Source organism: Neobacillus niacini (assembly GCF_023715415.1).
Lineage (GTDB): Bacteria > Bacillota > Bacilli > Bacillales > Cytobacillaceae > Neobacillus > Neobacillus niacini_C.
Window position 1 is genome coordinate 246,731 of record NZ_JAMBOB010000005.1, and the last position, 21,476, is coordinate 268,206.

Below are 21,476 nucleotides of genomic sequence, written 5' to 3' on the forward strand. Positions count from 1 at the left end.
TCAATTAATTATAATTTACATTATCAATTTCAGTTTCAATATTATCATCCCAAATAATTGATGCATCGTCAAAGGTTGTTCCACATGCATTTTGAAAGGCAGCCATTTCATCTGCCCTTAACTTTTCAATCCACTTAACAGGACCAGATATAATAGCATTATTTTGTGTTAGTATAATCGAATTTTCTCTAGCATATAAGGTACCACTCACTGACAAGGTAGCGGCTTTGATGTTCCCTTTTACACACATAGTATAATCTGTGCCGATATCCATATGATTCGTTACAGTAACGTTACCTCTGATCAAAGCCTTCTCTTTTTTTCCTGGACCAGTTTTTAAGTTAAATTGTCCGTCTACTGATAATGATCCTCCGATATAAAGGTTTGTCCAATCGGCGGTGAAATTATTTCCTATTGTTACATTCCCTATAGTTTCTATGGTACTTCCTGTAGCTATACCGTCAGTATTCTTTAAGTTATTCCCGATAACTAGTGTATCTGCGTGAATGTGTACGTCTGTCATATTATTAATATTATTATCTACTGTCAGAGTACCTGTAGAATAAATGGTTTTATTCAATAAGTTGTTAGGGCTATTACTAGGAAAAGTCTCACTCCCAACAAGTATTTGGTTACATCCGGTTTCACCTAGTTTACTTAAATCTGTACAATTAGGTGGTTCAGGTTTTTTTACAAAACTAGTTGTAGGCGTTCCTGCATTAAGCGTTTGGAAGCTAATAGTCGTATCAGCTTCGAGTTCAGTTTTTTCACCATTATCATAGCCTTCAACTTTATAATGGAAGTTTATTGAATCAGTCCCTTTGACAGCATAGAAATCTTTCAAGACAAAATAGCTTCTAGTATTTCCATCAATCGGATAAACAGGATCATCTTTCTTTTTAAAGTCTACCGGCTTAGTATAAGTAATAGGACCAATTCCAAATGCAGGAGGAATTCTGTCATAAAATGCTTCCACAGCTTTTAGCTTATAGTTTAGACTTGGATTTTTTTTATATTCTTGAGTTAAAAAAGTATATACATCAGGCTGTTCTGTTTCGTAAATATCTTGGAGTGCTACTTTATAATATGCAACTCCCATCTCAGCAACTGAAACAGATTGTGAGACTTTTTCGACCACTGTATTCTGTTTCACACTGGAAAATGCTTGTCCCATAAACGACAAAGATACTACCATAAAAATAGTAACTATAAGTAAAACTGTTACAAGGGCATACCCTTGTTCATTACTATTATTATTCAATTATAATCAGCTCCTTTCATTTTATAGAGATAGGTCTTTATCGTTACATTATTTTTTTTATTGCTTAATTCGCTTGCTAAGATTGAAAGTTCAACCTCTTCAGAGTTAGGTTCAATTGTAATCAAAGTGTGAGTACCATCTATTTCTTTCATGCTTTTATCGATTACTTTTGTACTTTTACCAGTAACCTCAAAGCAAACCTTTGATGGTCCAAATTCTTGAGTTGGCCCTGAAACTAGTTGCGGAGGAGTATTTGAATTGTAATTTTTAGGTGTGACAACAATCTTACAATTAGTGCTAATGTCAATAACATATTGATCAGATGTTTGATGAACTTTTTTTAGATTTGTAACTAGTAGATTCGTTTCTTGTATGATAGAGTTTTTAGATATCGATTTTTGCGAATGTTTATAGCCCTGAAAAAAAACGCTCCAAATAATTACACTGACTATCGACAATATTGCTAAAGTAACTATAACTTCAATTAATGTTAAACCTCGTTCATCTTTTTTCACTGGATTTACTCCTATCTCCTAACATAACCGTACGTTTCACTAATAACATTTCCATTGTCATTTAGAATCTGAACAGTTATCTGATGTAAGTTTATTTTAAGGGACTTATTATCACTTGGCGTTTCTTTGATCATTATTCTTACGCTACCCCCTTGTTCAAGAGTAGTATAAAAGCCCCCTACCGGAGTCCCTGTGAAGAGATTATTTACTTTTTCACGAGTAGTTTCATCATTTTTTTGCCATTGAATAAGAATTTCTTTAGCCGTACTGATTGCCTGGGATTTGTCTTGATTTTGAAGATTTATTTTTTCCATTTGTGGAAAAAGATTCATTATTGAAATAAACACAATGGAAAGAATTGCAATTGATACCAGTACTTCTATAAGTGTTATTCCCTTTTCATCCTTCAATATTTTCATTTAATCAATTCCCCTCTGGGACAATTCATGTTTTTTAGTCTCTTAGAATTATATATTAACAAATTGCCAGTACAAAAAATAACAAATTTCAGTATTTATGACCTATAAATGTTTTCCAGCGTCTTTTAATCTATTTAAAAGTATTATACAATATTTAGTAGACGATTTTTGTCTAATTATAGAGAAAATCAACAAAAAAGTATAGTTATTGGACTAATTTGTAATTTTATAGCAGTTACCTAATAAAGAAGGGGAATGAAGTGATGCAGTTTATATTCTGGGCCTTTGGGGCTATGTTAGTTTCTATGTTAGTGATTTCATTTCTACCATTGGGTTATACCTTTAAAGGAAAGGCACTTGTAACGTTTACAGGGTTTATTCTGGCACTAGGGGGACTCTCAACAAGGTCTACAGTTCCATTAGAGGTAACCTTTTTACTTTTATTAGTACTTTCCCTTTTTGCTGCATACTTTATGAACTCCCGTTTAGGAACAGTTATTAATAGAGAAGTAGTGTCACTAATGTACGATATTGATCAAGATGTGTTCCCTTCAGATAATCAAAAAGGAAATAGTGTTGAGTTAGAAATGTTGGATCTATCAGAAATTGAAGTAGCTTCTCATCCCAACTCTTTAGTAAATAGGGCTGATACTGAATATTTTGATGATAGTTTACCCGAAAAAGCTTCCTTAACACTCGCAAAAAATAACATACAAGAAAATTCGGATGAAGATATTTCCTTCTTACAAATTCGAGATGGTAGCTTGGATACAATTGAAGAAGTTGAAAATGATCAACTTGTTGGTGATGGATATCTTTCTGAAATTGAAAATATGCTCCTAGAAGATTCGAATAAAGTACTAGAGCCTGTGAAAGATGGCTGGCTCGATGAACTTGAAGAACTTGAACCAATAGAATTCGATGAAAAACAAGAAAATGACAACCCTCAATTCGACGAACTTGAGTTAGAGCTGTTACTAGCTGAAAAAGAAGTGGCAGCAGATTTAGAAGAAAATAAGGAACCTAAAGAAAAAATATTAGAGTTGCAGAAATAGACCAAGTGCAAAAGGGTGGGTATATATGAGTAAGTATCAACCATTTATTAAATTATTTACAGTTCTCTTCATGAGTACAGCATTTATTTTTAGTTTTTCCCACTTTGGTTCACAAGCATTTGGAAAAATAGGAAATAATGATGGAATGCTTTCAGAAGGTACTTCTGTTGGTTCAGTAAACCTTTCGGGGAAGACCGAAAACGAGGCCATAGCACTTCTGGAAGAAAGACATGTTGAATGGGTGAAAAACGCGAAAATTGAGCTTCAATACAGTGAAAAAGTGGCAGCTTTTGATATGAATTTGTTTTATTTTGATGCCACAGAAACAGTCTTAAACTTAAAGGATGGTCAGAAAAACTTGGCTAGCATTAGTATAGACCTGTTACAGGTTGAGGAACAAATTAACACTCTTTTTCCTGAGGTCGATAGTAAACAACTTGAGCTGACTAAACTGACAGAGAATTTAACAAATACAGCAGCTCAATTTGAAGATGGCACATTCTCATTTCACCTAAATAAAGATTATTTACTTGTAAAAGGTAATGATAATGTCATTAGCGAGGTTATTGTGGATTTAGAAAATGTTTCTGCAGAACTATCCAATGTGATAAATAAAAATCCTGCGATTACTATTGGAGAAGAATCTACTTTTTCATTACTTGAGTTTGCGAAACAGCAGAAGTTTGAAACTTCATCTGCAATAAATATTGTTGCGACAGGTATTTACCAAGCAGTGCTGCCTACCAACCTTACAATAAGTGAAAGAAATATCAGCAAGGCTTTACCACAATATGCTGTATTAGGTTTTGAAGCAATGGTTAACACCGCTAAAGGTATTGATCTGGTAATTGAAAATCCTAATAAAGTGCCATATACCTTACAGCTTGAATTAGTGAATGGTGATTTTAAAGTCACGTTGAACGGTGACAAGCTCCTTTACAAATACGAAATTAGCAAAAAAGATGAACAAGTATTGAAACCTAAGACGATTGTCCAATACAGTCCGCTCGTACTTCCAGGTAAAACAAAGGTAGAATCAGAGGGAGTAGATGGGAAGATTGTTAAGGTTTATCGGAATATTTACCAAGGCAGCCAGCTGTTAACTAGTAAATTGATATCGGAAGACTATTATCCTCCTGTATATCGTGTTGAAATTATGGGACTAGAAGGAACACAACAAGGTACAAGCACTACTGGAGGGACTATAAGTAACGGAACAACAAATTCAAATGGAACTCAAACGCCGTCAGCATCAGACACAAATCAACAGATTTCAAATAATGATGACCTTTGGGGGAAACTAAATGAAGAAGAAAAATAAAGTAGGCCGTGATATAAAATGAAACAATCTCGTAAACGTCTCGGTGACTTACTAATTGAAGAGGGCTTAATCACTCCTGCTCAATTACAATCTGCATTAGAGGAAAAAGCAGCTAATCAGAAAATTGGCGATGCTCTTTTACAAAGAGGCTATATTACAGACCAACAGCTAGCAGAAGTATTAGAGGTTCAGCTAGGGATACCGCATGTGAACCTATATAACTATCCCTTTGATGCTAATCTATTTTCATTAATCTCAAAGGAAACGGCCCGAAGAAATTTAATCGTTCCGCTAAAAAAAGAAGGTAATAAACTTTATGTAGCCATGGTAGACCCGATGGACTTTATAGTGATTGATGATTTACGGCTTTCTACGGGTTTTCATATTGAAACAGTTATCGGTACAAAAGATGATATTATCAGGGCGATTAACAAATATTACAACTCAGATGATGGCTTAGAAGAACTTTTTGATGAGTTAACTCCAGGTGAACGTGGAGAAGATAATGATGTCACTAACCAAGACTCACCAATAGTAAGACTTGTTAATCAAATTCTTACTAATGCAGTTGTTCAAAAGGCAAGTGATATCCATATCGACCCACAGGAAACAAAGGTAGTTGTCCGCTATCGTGTTGACGGTGTCTTAAGGGTTGATCGTGTGTTACCACGCCATATGCTAAGTGTACTCACTGCAAGAATTAAAATAATGGCCAATCTTGATATTACCGAACATCGAATTCCTCAGGATGGAAGGATTAAATTAAATCTTGAATTTCATCCGATTGACTTGAGGATTTCAACTCTGCCTACCGTCTACGGTGAAAAAATTGTAATGCGGATTCTGGATATGGGTGCGGCATTAAATGATTTGAATAAGATTGGGTTTAATGCACTAAACCTAAAACGTTTTTCTGAGATGATTGAACAGCCAACTGGAATCGTCCTTATAACAGGTCCAACTGGCTCGGGTAAATCCTCAACTCTGTATGCTGCCTTAAATAGGCTTAACAGTGAACAAGTCAATATTATTACCATTGAGGATCCTGTTGAATATCAGATGGAGGGAATTAATCAAATCCAGGTTAACACGAATGTTGGAATGACTTTTGCCGCGGGACTTCGGTCTATTCTTCGACAAGACCCAAACATCATCATGGTTGGAGAAATACGGGATAAGGAAACGGCTGAGATTGCAGTCCGTGCATCCCTAACGGGTCACTTAGTGCTTAGCACGTTACACACAAATGACTCGCTAGGTACGATTACTAGATTAATCGATATGGGGGTTGAACCATTTTTGCTTGCTTCCTCATTGAGTGGGATTGTTGCTCAACGGCTAGTTCGAAAGGTATGTCGTGACTGTATAGAAGTGCAGGAACCATCGAAGCGGGAAATTGAGATTTTTGCAAGACGGGGAATGAAGATTGATAAAATTTCCCGTGGAAAAGGTTGTTCTTCGTGTAATATGACCGGCTATAAAGGGAGGATTGCCCTCCATGAAGTGCTCGTTCTCAATGATGATATGCGAAGGGTAATTATGAATGATGATTCATTCCATAAACTTAAGGATCATGCTCTTAAAAATAAAACTATCTTCTTAATCGATGATGGTTTATTAAAAGTAAAACAAGGTCTTACTACAACTGAAGAAGTACTACGTGTAGCAATTTTGGAGTAGGAGTAAAAAAATGAAGGAAAAAATCGATAATATATTAAGGGCAGCTCTCGAATTTAAAGCGTCCGATATTCATTTAACGGTTGGAGTACCTCCCGTTTTCCGGATTAATGGTGATCTAAGGCGGTACGGAAAGGATATATTACTTCCTGCTGATACAGAAGAAATGGCGAGATTAACAATCCCAGAAGAAATGTGGGATGTTTTTAAGGAAAAGGGAGAATTGGATTATTCCTACGGGATTCCAGGTGCTTCCCGATTTCGTGTTAATGCCTATCATCAGCGGAAAAGTGTATCGTTGGCATTGAGGGTGGTAGCTTCAAAGACACCGACAATTGAAGATCTAGATTTACCTGAAATCGTTGCAAAACTTGTTGAAAAACCGCAGGGCCTTATTCTAGTAACAGGTCCAACAGGAAGTGGTAAATCTACCACTCTTGCTTCCATGATAGACTATGTAAACAGAACGATGCGAAAACATATCGTTACCCTAGAAGACCCAATAGAATACCTCCATAAGCATGGAAATTCAATCATTGATCAGCGTGAAGTTGGGTTTGATACAAAATCATATGCAAACGGCTTAAAGGGCGCCCTTCGTCAGGATCCAGACATTATCTTGGTTGGTGAGATGCGTGACCTAGAAACGATTGGGATTGCGATAACGGCAGCAGAAACAGGTCACCTTGTACTTGGAACACTTCATACATCAAGTGCACCGGCAACAATAAACAGGATTATTGACGTATTCCCACCAGCACAGCAGCCACAAATACGGGTACAGCTAGCTTCAGTTTTAGTTGGAGTTATTTCACAACGTTTGTTTCCAACTTCTGATAAAAAGGGTCGTAAAGCTGCAACAGAGATAATGGTCAATACACCTGCTATCGCTAACATGATAAGAAGTGAAAAGATACATCAAATACAGAGTACTATGCAAACATCACGAGCTCATGGAATGCATACGCTTGAGATGAGCATTAGGGATTTAATTGATCGAAATCTAATCCAAAAAGAATCTGCAATCAAATATCTACAAGAAAAGATGATGAGTGATGACTAGGTATAAATATTCAGGTCGTGATCGACGTGGAAAACGCCAAGGGACGATTACTGCAGCAACTAGACGAGAAGCAATGTTGAAACTAAAAGAAGATGGGGTTAGGGTTGTTGATATAACGGAGGTTCCGGAGACCTTAATGACAACGGAAATTTCCTTAGGGAACCCTGTAAAGCTTCAGGATTTTGTTATTTATCTTAGACAATTTGCTACTTTACTTAAAGCTGGTGTTACCATCGTTGATGCAACGGGTATTCTTGCTGCACAAACGGAAAGTAAGGCATTAAAGAAGGCATTATTGTTAGCTGAGCAAGATTTACGTGAAGGTATTCCCTATTCGGAAGCTGTGTCAAAGCATAAGAAGATTTTTAATCCAATGTTTATTAATATGGTCAAGGCTGGAGAAGTCAGCGGGAATATGGATGAGACGCTTGAACGCTTAGCGGAGCATTTTGAAAAACAGCACTATACAATTCAAAAAATAAAATCGGCACTAACCTATCCAATTGTCGTTGGAATTATAGCGATTGCCGTGGTAATCTTCTTACTCATCGCTGTTGTTCCTACATTTGTGACAATGTTTGATGACCTTGGTGGAGAATTACCTACTATTACAAAGGTTGTGTTAGCTGCTAGTGAGTTTGTTCAATCATCTTGGTGGGTAATAATCCTTTTAATAATTGGTTTAGTAGCTCTAGTTTCATTCTTAAATAAGAACAAAAACACTAAATACTATATGGATTATTTTTTATTGAAAATGCCAGTATTCGGTAACCTTCTTAAAAAGGCTGCTTTAGCCCGAATGATGAGAACACTTAGTTCATTATTTTCTAGTTCAGTACCTATTCTTCAAGCGATGGCGATTGTTGAGAAAGTAGTGGAGAATGAAGTTCTTGCAAAAGTTATTAAGGAGTCAAGAGGCAATCTTGAAAAAGGACGTTCTATGGCAGAGCCAATGAAGGATCATTGGGCGTTTCCTCCATTAGTCACACAAATGATTAGTATTGGTGAAGATACAGGGGCACTAGACTCAATGCTATCCAAAATTGCTGAGTTCTATGAAAAAGAAGTTGATACAGGTACTGATCAGTTAAAATCATTAATAGAACCCTTAATGATTGTCTTTTTGGCTGCATTAGTAGGGACTATTGTCGCAGCAATAATGGTACCTCAGTTCAGCATGTTCGACCAATTCCAACAAATTAATCAATAGATTACAAAAGTATTAGTTTTTTTGCGTTTATGTGACAAAATACCATTAATTTCTCTTTTACATGTTTGTAAATTAATGTATACTACAAGAGACAATATTACTAGGTTCATAGAACCATAAAGGAGAGGGAAACATGTTTCAAAAGTTAAAGAACAAAATGAAAGATCAACGCGGTTTAACTTTGATTGAATTATTAGCAGTAATTGTAATCTTAGCGATTATTGCAGCTATCGCTATTCCATCAATTATGGGTCTGATTGATAACTCAAAGAAAGATGCTCACGTAGCAAATGCTCAGCAAATGATTAACTCTGCAAAAATTGCTGTTACTGCGGATAAATCTTTAATGCCAGCTGTAGGAAAAGAAGTAAAAGTTAATCTAAGTTATTTAGAAGAAAAAGGATATCTAGAAACAGTTAAAGACCCTGATGGAACAACTACATCATATTTAAAACCAACTGCTGTAGCCACAGGTGTAACAGCTGATCATAAGGATGCTACTGATTCATATGTTATTATTAAAAATAATAGTAACAAGTTAGAATATAGTGTCCGTTTATATAGTGAAGAAGATAAAGGTGGTAAGGATCGAGGAGTTCAAAAGGCAACAGACGGTCAACCAGTTCCTGAACATGAATTATCAAGAAACTCTATCATAAAATAATTTTATGATTATTATAATGATTTATTTTCTTATTTTAGGACTAGTTTTTGGCTCCTTCTTCAATGTAGTGGGACTCCGGGTTCCTTTGAAAAAGTCCATTGTAGCTCCACGTTCGTCTTGTCCAACTTGTGGACACCAATTAAGAGTATATGAACTAATTCCAGTAATTTCATATCTTCTTCAAAAGAGGAAATGCCGCGGCTGTCAGTCGCGGATTTCTCCTATATATCCTATTTTTGAATTGCTGACAGGTATTCTGTTTGCAACAGCTCCGTTTGTTATCGGATGGTCCGGAGAATTAGTAGTTGCACTATCGCTCATTTCGATGTTTATGATAATCATCGTTTCAGATATTCACTATATGATCATCCCTGATAAGATTTTAATCTGGTTTGCAGGGATTTTTTTATTGGAACGGATTTTTTGGCCATTATCCCCTTGGTGGGACAGCCTGCTGGGTGCTGTTACAGGTTTCACTCTCCTTTTGGTCATTGCCCTCATTAGTAAGGGTGGAATGGGCATGGGTGATGTAAAACTCTATGCCTTATTAGGATTTGTCATGGGCTTTAAACTTGTCCTGCTATCCTTTTTCTTATCAACATTATTTGGAGCCGTAATCGGCGGGTTTGCTCTGATTTTCAAAATTGTAAAAAGAAAGCAGCCGATACCGTTCGGTCCATTTATTGCAGCCGGGACATTGACGGCTTATTATTGGGGATCGGATTTGATTGATTTATACTTACAGTTTCTTAATCAAGGATTTTAAGTAAGGGGTTTTAGATATGGCATTTTCCCTTTTTTCTTCAAAAAACAGAATAATTAATTTTGTCATTAATGACCACTCGATTCGTTTTATTGAATTAAAACAATCGAATCCCCCTGCTGCACAAAGATGGAGCGAACGCTTTTTAATGCCAGGTATTATCGTTGACGGTAAAATCGTTGATTATGATGCACTCTCTAACATTCTTGAGGAATGTATTGATGAATGGAAAATCAAAAGACGTTCTATCCGCTTCATCGTCCCAGACTCACTTGTGATTATTCGAAAAGTCTCCATTCCAGTTGATATTCAGGAAGACGAAATCAAAGGATATCTTTATCTGGAACTTGGATCTAGTATACATTTACCATTTGAGGAACCGGTCTTTGATTATTATCAACTCGGAAGTAATGGTAAAACAAAAGATTTGCTATTATTTGCAGCTCCAGAACAGGTTGTGATGGAGTATGCTGAATTATTTTCTAGCCTCAAGCTTAATCCCATTGCAGCTGATATTTCACCATTATCATTGTACCGGCTGTATGAGCAGCTAGGTCACTCAAGTGATAATGAGGTCGTATTTACAGTTCAATTCGATTTAACTGGTGTTAATTTGTGCATCTTTGAGGATACTGTACCACTTGTCATGCGACATTTCTCCTTACCGTTTAACATCGACGATTGGGAAGTCCGGCAAGATTTTGGCATGATAAATTGCAAATATAAGGGTGAATCAGAAGAACTCGTCATCCAGTTTGAAGAAATATTTAAAGAGATTAATAAGCTGCATGATTTTTACCGCTATACACTTAGTAATGAAAAAAGAGATATTACGAAGTATTTGTTAGACGGTGACCACCCAATGGTAAGTGCAATTCATGCGGAAATGATCGATAGAATGGAAGTTCCTGTCGAAAGAATGACACTTGAGACCGAAATAAAAGGTAAAACCGAAAACTTACCATCTAATTTATTACTATCCTTAGGTCTTGCTTTAAAAGAGGTGCAATAATGTTAGTAGATATTAACCTGCTGCCCCAAAAGGAACGTGGAAAAAAGGGACTTATTGGTATCATATCAATTGTTTCGGCTATATTTTTAATGATTGGAGGCTACTATCTCTTGCAAATCCAGTCAGCCAAGAGAGATATTGCTAACCTCGAAAGTCAAATTGAAACAACGAAGAAAATTGTGGAAGCGGAACAGAGTAATTCACAGCAGAATGAATCTAACTTGTCTGTTACTGTGCTGAAAAATGCGGTTGAATGGGCCAAGGCATATCCAATTCAAACAGTACCGGTGATGCAGTATCTTACATCCTTATTACCTGAGCGAGGCTTTATTCAAAGTTTTAGTTATACAGAGGCAGGAACTGTTTCAATTTCTGTGCAATTTGATAGTGGCAGGGAGGCAGCCTACTTCTTAGATACTTTAAATGAATCAGAATGGATTGACGAAGTGAGTCTTAGTTCTCTAAGCACTAATGAAGTTAATGTAGCTAGTAACGAAGCAACATCACAAACTGGAGATGGGCAAACTACCACTACTAACAATAATCTAGTAGTTACCACTGATCCAAATAATCCCAACAATATTATAATTACAACTAAACCAGATTCACCTGAATCGCAAAATACAGTAACTGTACCTACTAATAAGTATGTACCAAGATATATTGGGCAGTTTGGAATTACTTTTAACAAAGAAGCAATTAAGGAGATTCTGAACAAAGGTCAAGATAAGGATGATGAGGAAGGAGTGACAGCATCATGAAGCTTCGACTTTCGAAAAATGAAAAGCTTACATTGTTGATTGGAACTCTTATAGTTGTCCTACTCATTGTCATTGCTCAATTCCTTCTGCTTAAACCATTAAAGTCCAATCTTGAGGTTAAAGAGCAGTCACTAAAAACAGAGCAGCAGTTATTAGAAACCATAACTCAAAAAAGAATGGATGATACTGCTAAGGTAGTAGAGGATACAAGGGAACTACAAAAAAGGGTACCTGTCACTCCGCTTCAAGAGCAGGTCATCCTTGATTTAGAGCGAGCAGAAAACGTTTCAAATAGTAATATTAGATCAATAGGCTTTTCTGTTGGAGCTGATGTTGCGACTGCTAGTGCCGAAACACCACAAGAGGGTACTGCTGAGACTCAAGAGGGTACAACCGAAACTCAGGAGACAGCGAGTCAAGATGCAGCCAATCAACAACCTGCTGCTCCTGCGGTTAGTGGGGTAAAAAAGATTACCATGAGCTTAAGTGTGGAATCGCCAAGCTATGAACATTTGGAAAAGTTTATTAGCACCCTTGAATCTCTAAACAGGATTGTAGTAGTTGAGAATATCAGCTATTCTGGCGGCCAGGAGGTAACTTCATTAAGTCAGGGTACGGAAAACGAAAAGTTAAACTACAGTCTTTCTGTTTCTGCTTATTACCTGCCTACCCTTGAAGATTTACTTGCTGATCTGCCAAAAATTGATGCACCGGCGCCAGCCAATAAGAAAAATCCATTGAGTACCTTTGCTGATGGAAACTAACAGAGATTTCATTATTTCTATGAAAAAGGTCCTATCTTTTGGAGAAAATCAAAAAGGGTATAGCTTGGTGGAATTACTGGCAGTTATTGTCATATTAGGTATTATTTCTTCTGTAGGGATTATTTCAATGACCAAGGTAATCGCCATGACAAAAGATCAAGCTTTTGTCGGAAATGCGATTACCTTAAAGGATGCAGCTCATTTATATTTGAAGGATGAAGAAATACAAGGCAATCCATATGCGGATATTACCTATGACAAATTGCTTCAGTTAAATTATCTTGATAAAATCAAAGATCCTTTTACGGGTGGTTTTATCCCAGAAGATAATAAGACTTTTATCAGAATTACAGATAAAAAGATAAGTGGTGTTTGTTTTTATGGGAATACTCATAACCTCTGTACGAAAGATGGAGTGAAAGAGCCTATACCAATTGACCAACTATCAGTAGACTTGATAAAACCAAACAAATAAAAAAATTGACGAAAGCATTGTATAACAAGACGACAAAAGTCTTGTTATTTTTTTTTGTCTTTGTGATAGGATGGTAGAAATTGCTATTGGTAGGGGAAGGAGTACAAGTTAGTGGACAAGCCGAATACTGGCAATACCATCAAAATAAAGTTAAATGGAGAAACCCAAACCTTTTCTGATGAACCCATTAAGAAGGAACAAGAATCTAGTAAAGATTCTTTTACGAAAGTGATAACGATTGACGAGGATAGCAGTGGAGATGATGTATTTCTAGAGACTGCAGCCGCCAAAGAATCGATTGATGAAAGCTTTGATTGGATTATTCCTGAATCCTCTGATAATGACATCAAGGAATACAAAGTTGTCAGCAGTCAAAACCCGAAAAAGGGTGGAAAAAAGAAGACTGTTACTCTTTCGACTTTTTCTACTAAGCGTAATGGCGGAGTGTTGAAATCCATCTTGGTAACGGCAGTTTTTGCTATCTTGATTGGATCGAGCCTTGGGGTGCTGATGCTTAAGCTATTTATCTCTGATAACAGTAAACCCGCTGTAACTGTGCCTACAGTCATAGATAAGGGATCGGATCAAGATTCGGAAGCAACCGGAGGGAAGAGTAGCTCTATTGTCATAGGTGCTCAAACGGCGTTTATTGTTCAAGGTGGTGCCTTCTCATCGAAAGATGCAGCATCAGGAGCAGCAAACGAGGCGAAAGGAAAAGGTGCACCAGCACAAACACTAACGATGAATGATAAAGAGTTTATGTTTTTAGGTGTGGCTGACTCAATTGAAACAGCAAAACAAATGGAAAGTCATTATGAAGCAAATGGCTTTGATGATGTCCTGCCAAAACAAATCCCTATTCCTGAAAAGACAGTATCGGATATAAATGAAGGTGAAAAAGGTTTTTTAGAGGCCGCACCTGCCATCTATCAACAGCTTTCTAAGGTCACTTCAAATGGCATTCTTTCCGATAGTATGTCAACTGAAGCTAGTAAAGAAGTCATGAGTTTAGGTGATCAATTGAATAAATCCAAAGACCTGAAAAATGAAAAGGTAAAGAATCTAAACGTGGAATTATCAAGTGCACTTGAAAAAGTAAAAGCTTTTCAAGAAAAGAAGAAAAAAGATAGTTTGATTGAAGCACAACAGCATTTATTAAACTTTTTAAGCGTTTACTATTCTCTGTAGTCGACAAAAGCTGATATTTTCCGGGAAATTATCTTACTAAAGTAAGCCTGTCTAATTGGGACAGGCTTTTCTTGTTAAAACAAAATATTCTGAATTCAAATCCAAAGATATAATTTGCATAATCTGACAAAAATCTTCGAACTTTAATGATATAAAAATTGTTTGCTTCAACAAATTCTGATAGGATTAACATGTATCTCCCTAATTGATGCAAAAGGTAAGGTGATTGAATGCAGAACCTCATTTTAGCCTCTTCTTCTCCACGGCGAAAAGAACTTCTAGAAAACCTCCGATTAACATTCACAATCTCAAGCAGTGAAGTAGATGAAAGCTTTGATCCAACGCTTTCTCCAGAGGATGTAGTGATGGATCTTGCCGAGCGAAAAGCACAGGTTATTTTTAAAGAAAATCCAAATGCTTTTGTTATTGGTTCCGACACGATTGTCGTTGCGGATGGTCAGGTGCTAGGAAAGCCGACTGACGAAGCAGATGCCAGAGAAAAATTAAAAATTCTTTCTGGTAAAAAGCATGATGTTTACACAGGTGTATCCATTTTGTCTCCAAATGGAACTGCCCGTTTTTTTGAAAAAACAGAAGTTTGGTTTTGGGAGTTAAATGACGAGGAAATCAATTTCTATGTACAAAGTGGTGAGCCGCTTGATAAAGCAGGTGCATATGGGATTCAGCAGCTGGGAAGCATGCTTGTCAAAAAAATTAATGGAGATTATTTTGCGGTTGTCGGCCTGCCCGTCTCAAGGACTTATCGTGAGTTGAAAAGGCTAGGCTACCAATTGTCGTAACAACTAGATCGTTTATTAACTCCCTAATAAGGGAGGAAATAGAATGTCCACTAATTCATTAATGATCCGAGATTTTCCTCAAGACGAAAGACCAAGAGAACGATTTATACAAAATGGCCCAGAGAGTTTATCAAACCATGAACTCATTGCAATTCTACTTAGAACTGGTACAAAGGATGAAAGTGTCTTACAATTATCCAACCGACTGCTTACAAATTTTGAAGGCTTACGACTTTTAAAAGCGGCCACATTAGAAGAAATGACTGAAATAAAGGGAATCGGCCAGGCAAAGGCGATTCAAATTTTAGCTGCTGTTGAAATTGGCAGACGGATTGCCAACTTAAATTATACAGATCGCTATGTGATACGCTCACCTGAAGATGGCGCCAACTATGTGATGAACGACATGCGCTTTTTATCACAGGAGCATTTTGTTTGTTTGTATTTAAATACAAAAAACCAAGTGCTCCATAAACAAACAATCTTTATTGGAAGCTTAAACGCCTCGATAGTGCACCCAAGGGAGGTGTTTCGCGAAGCCTTAAAACGCTCAGCAGCTTCCATTATTTGTCTTCATAATCATCCTTCCGGAGATCCCGCACCGAGCCGTGAGGATATAGAGGTAACCAAGAGGCTTGTGGAATGCGGAAAAATGTTAGGCATCGACGTCCTCGACCACCTCATCATCGGCGAAAATAAATTTGTCTCTCTCAAGGAAAAAGGATATTTATAATACTATGATTTTTTTTGACGTTGGGATATAATAATGTTTATGATTTTTTAGGACATCTTACGTGATTACTATATAAATTTTACTAGAAAAAAACTTGATTAGAAGGTATATTCACTTACCTAAGCTATTTTCGTATCAGAAAGGGAGATACAACTATGTTTGGAATTGGGACTAGAGACCTTGGGATTGACTTGGGGACCGCAAATACCCTTGTTTATGTAAAAGGTAAAGGAATTGTATTAAGAGAGCCATCTGTTGTGGCGATGCAGACTGACACGAAGTCGATTGTGGCGGTTGGTAATGATGCGAAGAACATGATTGGACGTACACCAGGAAATGTGGTTGCAATGAGACCAATGAAGGATGGTGTCATCGCGGACTTTGAAATTACAGCAGCGATGATGAAACACCATATCCGTACAGCAATTAAAAGTAAGAGCATTTTCTCAGGTAAGCCTTATGTAATGGTTTGTGTACCATCAGGAATAACGGCTGTTGAGGAAAGAGCTGTAATAGATGCAACACGTCAAGCTGGTGCTAAGGACGCATATACGATTGAGGAGCCATTTGCTGCTGCCATCGGTGCAAACCTTCCTGTATGGGAGCCAACGGGCAGTATGGTGGTCGATATTGGCGGCGGTACAACAGAAGTAGCGATTATTTCTTTAGGCGGTATCGTTACGAGCATATCGATTCGTGTGGCTGGGGATGAAATGGACGATTCAATTGTTACTTTTATCCGGAAAAATTATAACCTGATGATTGGGGAACGTACAGCGGAATCCATAAAAATGGAAGTTGGTTCTGCAGGTGACCCTGAAGGTATCGAAAATATGGAAATCCGAGGACGTGATTTGCTTACGGGACTTCCAAAAACAATTGAAATCACAGCAAAAGAAATTGGTGTTGCATTAAAAGATACCGTCTATGCGATTGTAGAGGCTGTAAAAAACACATTAGAAAAAACACCTCCAGAGCTTGCTGCAGATATTATGGACCGTGGAATAGTATTAACAGGCGGAGGAGCACTGCTTCGTAATTTGGACAAGGTGATAAGTGAAGAAACGAACATGCCTGTTCTTATTGCAGAAAATCCACTTGATTGTGTAGCTATCGGCACAGGAAAAGCCCTAGACCATATACAACTATTCAAAAACAAAGCAAAAGAATCAAGATAACAAATAATATAACTATATAAAAAAATGGTTGTGTTAGTACTAACTTGTTGATTGGAGCGGAAGGCACGAGACTCCTCGAAAATCCTATCGCATTTTCTTCGTGCGTGGGCGGATTCAAGGATGTAATTCAATGTCCTGCAGGAGTACGGAGCAAGTGAGACCCCACAGGCGCTTAGGCGCCGAGGAGGCTCACCGCAACGCCTGCGGAAAGCGAAGTGCCTGGAGCGGAAATCATTGAATACGTACAACATTGTCAAAAAATAGAGGTGTATAATCATGCCACAGTTCTTTTTGAATAAACGATTGATCGTTTTGCTGGTAAGCATTATTGTTCTCGTGGCATTGATTGGGTTTTCTTTAAGGGAGAGAAGTAAACTATCCTGGCCGGAGCAGTTCTTAAAGGATACTGTCGGCTTGGTTCAATCCCTGGTTTCAAAGCCTGCTCATTTAGTTGCAGGTTTCTTTGAAAATCTTCAGGACTTGCAAAATACATATGAAGAGAATAAAGAATTAAAGTCACGGCTGGAGAAGCTTGTTAGCCTTGAAGCACAGGTACATGAGCTTGAAAAGGACAATAATGAGCTGCGTGATATTCTTGGTGAAGAAGAGACCCTGAGTGATTTTGAACCTTTACAGGCAACCGTAATAGGTAGAAACCCTGATCGTTGGCATGAAATGATTATTATCAATAAAGGAAAAACAAATGGAATTAAGAAAAATATGGCGGTTGTCACTGCCCATGGATTGATTGGGAAGGTGAAAACTGTCAATCAATTTAGTTCAACCGTCCAATTGTTAAGTGCAATGGATCCGAAGAATCGGATATCTGCAATCGTTCAAGGTGAGACGGATGTGTTTGGACTGGTTGAAGGTTATGATAAAGAGAAAAAAGCGTTGTTAATAAAAGCGATTCCTTCAGGGGTGGAAATAAAAAAAGGACAAAATGTCATCACCTCCGGCTTAGGCGGCGTCTTTCCTAAGGGCTTGCAAATTGGGAAAGTCATTGAGGTTAAGCCAGATCAATATGGTTTGAATCAAACAGCATTAGTCGAACCAGGTGCGGATTTTTATGATTTGGAAAATATCATAGTGATCACACGGTCAATGGCTCAGCCTAATCAAAGTGATATGGGTGAAAGCGAAGGGAAGGAGGAGGATTTGTGAAGAAATTCCTACTTCCTCTTTTGTTTCTATTCCTTTTCTTATTAGAGAGCATATTCGTCCAATATATGCCCCCAGAGGTTTTCGGGCGCAACTTTATTTTGGCGCCACATTTTCTATTTGCAGGAATATTGTTTCTAACCATTTATACTGGCAGAAAATATGGAATCATCTATGCAGCCATTTTTGGTCTGCTATTTGATATTGTCTGGATTGAGATTATTGGAATTTATTTTTTTCTTTTTCCATTGGTTACGTACCTTATTTCAAAAATTATGCATGTGTTGCAAACCAATATTATTGTCGCATGGTTAATATCTCTAGTGGGGATTTCCTTGCTAGAATTAGGAGTTTATGAAATGGATTTTTTAATCCATATCACTACTCTTGATTTTATAAGTTATATTAAGATGCGTTTTTATCCTTCCCTCATTCTAAATGCAGTCTTTCTCTTGGTAGCGGCGTACCCGTTAAAGCGTCATTTTGAAAGTTTTGCGCAAAGCTTACGAGATGAATGATTTTTGTATTTCTTTTTAAAAAAGGAGAATACAGAAAGCGTGTCGAATTGTATAATAGATGTGTGTCTATGGATAGAAAAGGTGTCTAATGTGTTTCTTATTATTTGAGGTGAGTTTTCTCCATGAAAAAGCGACAAAATGTTACGATTAAAGGTACGAAGGATGGAATTGTCCTTCATCTTGATGATAGCTGTTCCTATTATGAGCTGAAAAAGGAACTCGATGAAAAACTATCTGAAAATCAAAGAACTCAAACTGAGCGTCAATTAACACCTGTTAAAGTGGATGTGGGTAACAGGTATTTGACTGACGCTCAAACTGAAGAAATAAAAGATCTTATCCGTCAGAAAAAGAATCTAGTGGTCGATAAAATTGAATCAAATGTTGTCACTCGAGCAGAAGTAGATAAGCTGAAAGCGGAAAACGAAGTTGTAACCGTTGCGCGTATCATCCGCTCTGGACAAATATTAGAGGTTCCAGGAGATTTATTGCTTATAGGCGATGTAAATCCAGGCGGAACGGTAATAGCAGGCGGCAATATTTTTATTATGGGATCGTTAAAGGGAATAGCCCATGCAGGGGTTTTTGGTAATGATCAAGCGGTTATTACTGCATCCAGCATGCAGCCGTCACAGCTTAGGATTAGTGATTGTCTAAACCGTGCGCCTGATAACCCTCAAAATAATGAAAAACGTGAAATGGAATGTGCGTACATCGACGACAACCATCAAATCATCGTAGATAGATTGCAAGTTTTAATAAATTTAAGGCCTAATTTAACGCGATTAGAAGGGGGACATTAATGTGGGAGAGGCAATAGTAATTACATCCGGTAAGGGCGGCGTCGGAAAAACCACGACTTCTGCTAATATAGGTACAGCATTGGCCCTTCAAGGAAAAAAAGTATGTTTAGTAGATACAGATATTGGCCTTCGAAATTTAGATGTTGTTATGGGGCTTGAAAATCGTATCATTTATGATCTTGTGGATGTCGTAGAAGGTAGATGTAAAATCCATCAAGCACTCGTAAAGGATAAGAGATTCGAAGATTTATTGTATTTGCTGCCAGCAGCGCAAACCGTTGATAAATCAGCTGTTAAGCCAGAACAGATGCACAAACTAATTAATGAACTAAAGCAAGACTATGACTATATCATTATTGATTGCCCAGCAGGAATTGAACAAGGTTTTCAGAACGCAATTGCGGGTGCGGACCGTGCAATCGTCGTCACAACACCTGAAGTATCTGCTGTTCGTGATGCTGATAGAATCATTGGGCTGCTTGAAAAATCACAGACAGTCGAGTCACCGAAATTGGTGATTAACCGGATCAGAAATCATATGATGAAGAGCGGCGATATGCTAGATGTAGATGAAATTACCACACATTTATCCATTGAATTAATCGGAATCGTCGCAGATGACGAGGAAGTAATCAAAGCGTCTAACCACGGCGAACCGATTGCCTTAAATCCTAATAGTAAAGCGTCCATCGCGTACCGAAATATTGCTCGACGTATTTTAGGTGAGTCCATTCCGTTGCAACCGCTTGAAGAAGCAAACAAGAGTGTTTTTGGTAAACTTAAAAAGTTTTTTGGTGTTAGATAATCAATTTGCCTGTCCACTAAATTGTGGACAGGCTATTTTTTATGATTTCATTTGGTAATATTTGGCTAAAAGTCCAAAAGGATAGTAAAATAGTCCATAACTATTAAAAAATGGTCCATAACTCCATGAAAATAGTCCAAAACCATATAAAAATAGTCCAAAACCATATAAAAATAGTCCAAAACCATATAAAAATAGTCCAAAACCCTATGAAAAAAGTCCATAATCCAAAAACACTAATTCCAGGTAAAAATTTTCAGTTAAGTCATAAAAACAAGAGTGTCTTTGGTGAAAGATAATAAATAAAAAAGGCGAGTTCACTTCAAAGTGGACAGGCCTTTTTACATGTGCCTAACATATTAATATTCAAGCAATTGAACAGTGAGTGCGGCTCTATTATATCGTGGCAGTTTACCTCTAGGAGCATACGTACCAGCAATAAAAATGCCGATTGCATCTCCAGCATACAAATAAGCTTGAACATTTATTCCTGTGACGGTAATATTCCCGTTTGCGTCAAAGGTAGAGCCAATTAGTGGGTCGGAAGCATCAGGAAGACGGATTATGTTGAACACCACTGATTGGTCTTCTTCCAAAATAACGGATACATCTGCTGTGATCTGATATACACCTGACTTGTGAACTGTAATTGAATTGGCCGCAATATCTGGTCTAGTATTTTGGTAGGGCCCTGTTATTGTAAAATCTATTAGGTTCCCGTCCCTAAGAGGAGTAATTTTATCATCAGGTGTGTGTTGTTTATATAATGATCCATAGGTAAATGGCTTTACGTTTTTGGTTCTCATATATTTTCACCTTTGTTTAATAGGCAATATCAACTGCCTAATTCTTCACAATAAATCAATTGAGGATAGGATACTCCTCGAGAAATGGAGTAGACCATTGCCTGCTTTGAAGATAATTCTTTTATAAGAAATTCTACTTGGGGTGTAAGTTCTAGCGTGCCGCAAGTATAAAAATCTAATGACACGTACCTTTCTTCCGGCCATGTATGAATCGATAGATGAGAAGTAGATAACACCAGTACTCCTGTCACACCTTGCGGCTGAAACGGGTGGAAGTAAGAGTATAAAATCTCCATTTTTGCATCTAGAGCAGCTTTTTTGCACATTTCTTCTAAAAATTTGATGTCGTTCAAATGGGGAGACTGGCACTCAAAAGCGTCAATGATAATATGCTTTCCTTCTTTAGTCAAAGTCTGATCATTCCCCTCCTTTTTCCTTTATGGTATGGCAATTATGGACAAATATATTGTACGGATGTCCTTGTTTGATAGAAATAATAATATTTCCCTTATCCAAAATGGGCC

24 protein-coding genes are annotated in these 21,476 nt (G+C 37.3%); 19 read left to right on the forward strand and 5 right to left on the reverse strand.

Annotated features, from left to right (window positions below; translation table 11 throughout):
* Positions 1-4: 4 nt before the first annotated feature.
* Genes M3189_RS13225 through M3189_RS13235 form a run of 3 tightly spaced genes read right to left on the reverse strand, consistent with a single transcriptional unit; the run spans position 5 to position 2,195 of the window.
* On the reverse strand, positions 5-1,261 hold the full coding sequence (locus tag M3189_RS13225; RefSeq protein ID WP_251634543.1) for a polymer-forming cytoskeletal protein: 1,257 nt from the start codon (positions 1,259-1,261) through the stop codon (positions 5-7).
* Entirely contained in the window at positions 1,258-1,776 is a 519-nt protein-coding gene (locus M3189_RS13230) for a type II secretion system protein (RefSeq protein ID WP_251634544.1), read from the reverse strand. The genes M3189_RS13225 and M3189_RS13230 overlap by 4 nt, the downstream gene beginning before the upstream one ends.
* Before the next feature lie 11 nt (positions 1,777-1,787).
* The gene (locus M3189_RS13235) at positions 1,788-2,195 is read right to left on the reverse strand and encodes a type IV pilus modification PilV family protein (protein ID WP_251634545.1); all 408 of its coding nucleotides are present in this window, start codon (positions 2,193-2,195) and stop codon (positions 1,788-1,790) included.
* 260 nt (positions 2,196-2,455) lie between these two features.
* Here M3189_RS13235 and M3189_RS13240 point away from each other — a divergent pair, with 260 nt between their 5' ends.
* The 19 genes from M3189_RS13240 (at position 2,456) to minD (ending at position 20,146) form a co-directional block, all read left to right on the forward strand.
* The gene (locus M3189_RS13240) at positions 2,456-3,250 is read left to right on the forward strand and encodes a hypothetical protein (RefSeq protein WP_251634546.1); all 795 of its coding nucleotides are present in this window, start codon (positions 2,456-2,458) and stop codon (positions 3,248-3,250) included.
* Between the two features lie 25 nt (positions 3,251-3,275).
* A complete protein-coding gene (locus M3189_RS13245; protein WP_251634547.1) occupies positions 3,276-4,571 on the forward strand; it encodes a G5 domain-containing protein in 1,296 nt (431 codons plus the stop codon).
* Between the two features lie 18 nt (positions 4,572-4,589).
* Positions 4,590-6,251, forward strand: a complete 1,662-nt coding sequence (locus tag M3189_RS13250; protein WP_251634548.1) for a GspE/PulE family protein — start codon at positions 4,590-4,592, stop codon at positions 6,249-6,251.
* A 10-nt stretch (positions 6,252-6,261) separates the two neighbouring features.
* On the forward strand, positions 6,262-7,311 hold the full coding sequence (locus tag M3189_RS13255) for a type IV pilus twitching motility protein PilT (protein ID WP_251634549.1): 1,050 nt from the start codon (positions 6,262-6,264) through the stop codon (positions 7,309-7,311).
* Entirely contained in the window at positions 7,304-8,521 is a 1,218-nt protein-coding gene (locus M3189_RS13260; RefSeq protein ID WP_251634550.1) for a type II secretion system F family protein, read from the forward strand. The genes M3189_RS13255 and M3189_RS13260 overlap by 8 nt, the downstream gene beginning before the upstream one ends.
* A 133-nt stretch (positions 8,522-8,654) precedes the next feature.
* Positions 8,655-9,185 carry a prepilin-type N-terminal cleavage/methylation domain-containing protein gene (locus M3189_RS13265; RefSeq protein ID WP_251634551.1) on the forward strand — a complete coding sequence of 177 codons (531 nt, stop codon included), beginning with the start codon at positions 8,655-8,657 and terminating at the stop codon, positions 9,183-9,185.
* Positions 9,186-9,201: 16 nt separating this feature from the next.
* On the forward strand, positions 9,202-9,951 hold the full coding sequence (locus M3189_RS13270; protein ID WP_251634779.1) for a prepilin peptidase: 750 nt from the start codon (positions 9,202-9,204) through the stop codon (positions 9,949-9,951).
* Positions 9,952-9,967: 16 nt separating this feature from the next.
* A complete protein-coding gene (gene pilM, locus M3189_RS13275; RefSeq protein WP_251634552.1) occupies positions 9,968-10,960 on the forward strand; it encodes a type IV pilus biogenesis protein PilM in 993 nt (330 codons plus the stop codon).
* Positions 10,960-11,721, forward strand: a complete 762-nt coding sequence (locus M3189_RS13280) for a PilN domain-containing protein (protein ID WP_251634553.1) — start codon at positions 10,960-10,962, stop codon at positions 11,719-11,721. The genes pilM and M3189_RS13280 overlap by 1 nt, the downstream gene beginning before the upstream one ends.
* Positions 11,718-12,485, forward strand: a complete 768-nt coding sequence (locus tag M3189_RS13285; RefSeq protein ID WP_251634554.1) for a GspMb/PilO family protein — start codon at positions 11,718-11,720, stop codon at positions 12,483-12,485. Before M3189_RS13280 ends, M3189_RS13285 begins: the two co-directional genes overlap by 4 nt.
* Complete coding sequence (locus tag M3189_RS13290; protein ID WP_251634555.1) at positions 12,475-12,960, forward strand: type II secretion system protein; 486 nt, start codon at positions 12,475-12,477, stop codon at positions 12,958-12,960. Before M3189_RS13285 ends, M3189_RS13290 begins: the two co-directional genes overlap by 11 nt.
* A 111-nt stretch (positions 12,961-13,071) precedes the next feature.
* Positions 13,072-14,148, forward strand: a complete 1,077-nt coding sequence (locus M3189_RS13295; protein WP_251634556.1) for an SPOR domain-containing protein — start codon at positions 13,072-13,074, stop codon at positions 14,146-14,148.
* 230 nt (positions 14,149-14,378) lie between these two features.
* Positions 14,379-14,948 carry a Maf family protein gene (locus M3189_RS13300; RefSeq protein ID WP_251634557.1) on the forward strand — a complete coding sequence of 190 codons (570 nt, stop codon included), beginning with the start codon at positions 14,379-14,381 and terminating at the stop codon, positions 14,946-14,948.
* A gap of 43 nt (positions 14,949-14,991) precedes the next feature.
* Entirely contained in the window at positions 14,992-15,681 is a 690-nt protein-coding gene (gene radC / locus M3189_RS13305; protein WP_251634558.1) for a RadC family protein, read from the forward strand.
* A gap of 155 nt (positions 15,682-15,836) precedes the next feature.
* A complete protein-coding gene (locus M3189_RS13310) occupies positions 15,837-16,859 on the forward strand; it encodes a rod shape-determining protein (protein WP_251634559.1) in 1,023 nt (340 codons plus the stop codon).
* 276 nt (positions 16,860-17,135) lie between these two features.
* Positions 17,136-18,023 (forward strand): rod shape-determining protein MreC, encoded by an 888-nt coding sequence (gene mreC / locus M3189_RS13315; RefSeq protein WP_251634560.1) that lies wholly within the window; start codon positions 17,136-17,138, stop codon positions 18,021-18,023.
* Positions 18,020-18,538 carry a rod shape-determining protein MreD gene (gene mreD, locus M3189_RS13320; protein WP_251634561.1) on the forward strand — a complete coding sequence of 173 codons (519 nt, stop codon included), beginning with the start codon at positions 18,020-18,022 and terminating at the stop codon, positions 18,536-18,538. Before mreC ends, mreD begins: the two co-directional genes overlap by 4 nt.
* A gap of 122 nt (positions 18,539-18,660) precedes the next feature.
* Positions 18,661-19,341, forward strand: a complete 681-nt coding sequence (minC, locus tag M3189_RS13325; protein WP_251634562.1) for a septum site-determining protein MinC — start codon at positions 18,661-18,663, stop codon at positions 19,339-19,341.
* Position 19,342: 1 nt separating this feature from the next.
* On the forward strand, positions 19,343-20,146 hold the full coding sequence (minD, locus tag M3189_RS13330; protein ID WP_251634563.1) for a septum site-determining protein MinD: 804 nt from the start codon (positions 19,343-19,345) through the stop codon (positions 20,144-20,146).
* A 359-nt stretch (positions 20,147-20,505) separates the two neighbouring features.
* Here the strand turns inward: minD and M3189_RS13335 are convergent, their stop codons facing one another.
* Both M3189_RS13335 and speD read right to left on the reverse strand, forming a co-directional pair.
* Positions 20,506-20,952, reverse strand: coding sequence for a hypothetical protein (locus M3189_RS13335; protein ID WP_251634564.1), 447 nt, complete (start codon positions 20,950-20,952; stop codon positions 20,506-20,508).
* Between the two features lie 29 nt (positions 20,953-20,981).
* Positions 20,982-21,362 (reverse strand): adenosylmethionine decarboxylase, encoded by a 381-nt coding sequence (gene speD, locus M3189_RS13340; RefSeq protein WP_251634565.1) that lies wholly within the window; start codon positions 21,360-21,362, stop codon positions 20,982-20,984.
* Positions 21,363-21,476 lie beyond the last annotated feature (114 nt).

Bases quoted from the DNA above. Each gene is read 5' to 3' on its own strand.
- pilM (WP_251634552.1), top strand. From the start codon at position 9,968: ATGGCATTTTCCCTTTTTTCTTCAAAAAACAGAATAATTAATTTTGTC.
- minC (WP_251634562.1), top strand. From the start codon at position 18,661: ATGAAAAAGCGACAAAATGTTACGATTAAAGGTACGAAGGATGGAATT.
- M3189_RS13280 (WP_251634553.1), top strand. From the start codon at position 10,960: ATGTTAGTAGATATTAACCTGCTGCCCCAAAAGGAACGTGGAAAAAAG.
- M3189_RS13270 (WP_251634779.1), top strand. From the start codon at position 9,202: ATGATTTATTTTCTTATTTTAGGACTAGTTTTTGGCTCCTTCTTCAAT.
- M3189_RS13245 (WP_251634547.1), top strand. From the start codon at position 3,276: ATGAGTAAGTATCAACCATTTATTAAATTATTTACAGTTCTCTTCATG.
- M3189_RS13285 (WP_251634554.1), top strand. From the start codon at position 11,718: ATGAAGCTTCGACTTTCGAAAAATGAAAAGCTTACATTGTTGATTGGA.
- M3189_RS13260 (WP_251634550.1), top strand. From the start codon at position 7,304: ATGACTAGGTATAAATATTCAGGTCGTGATCGACGTGGAAAACGCCAA.
- radC (WP_251634558.1), top strand. From the start codon at position 14,992: ATGTCCACTAATTCATTAATGATCCGAGATTTTCCTCAAGACGAAAGA.
- M3189_RS13235 (WP_251634545.1), bottom strand. From the start codon at position 2,195: ATGAAAATATTGAAGGATGAAAAGGGAATAACACTTATAGAAGTACTG.
- M3189_RS13265 (WP_251634551.1), top strand. From the start codon at position 8,655: ATGTTTCAAAAGTTAAAGAACAAAATGAAAGATCAACGCGGTTTAACT.
- M3189_RS13300 (WP_251634557.1), top strand. From the start codon at position 14,379: ATGCAGAACCTCATTTTAGCCTCTTCTTCTCCACGGCGAAAAGAACTT.
- M3189_RS13290 (WP_251634555.1), top strand. From the start codon at position 12,475: ATGGAAACTAACAGAGATTTCATTATTTCTATGAAAAAGGTCCTATCT.
- M3189_RS13255 (WP_251634549.1), top strand. From the start codon at position 6,262: ATGAAGGAAAAAATCGATAATATATTAAGGGCAGCTCTCGAATTTAAA.
- mreC (WP_251634560.1), top strand. From the start codon at position 17,136: ATGCCACAGTTCTTTTTGAATAAACGATTGATCGTTTTGCTGGTAAGC.
- M3189_RS13250 (WP_251634548.1), top strand. From the start codon at position 4,590: ATGAAACAATCTCGTAAACGTCTCGGTGACTTACTAATTGAAGAGGGC.
- M3189_RS13335 (WP_251634564.1), bottom strand. From the start codon at position 20,952: ATGAGAACCAAAAACGTAAAGCCATTTACCTATGGATCATTATATAAA.
- M3189_RS13310 (WP_251634559.1), top strand. From the start codon at position 15,837: ATGTTTGGAATTGGGACTAGAGACCTTGGGATTGACTTGGGGACCGCA.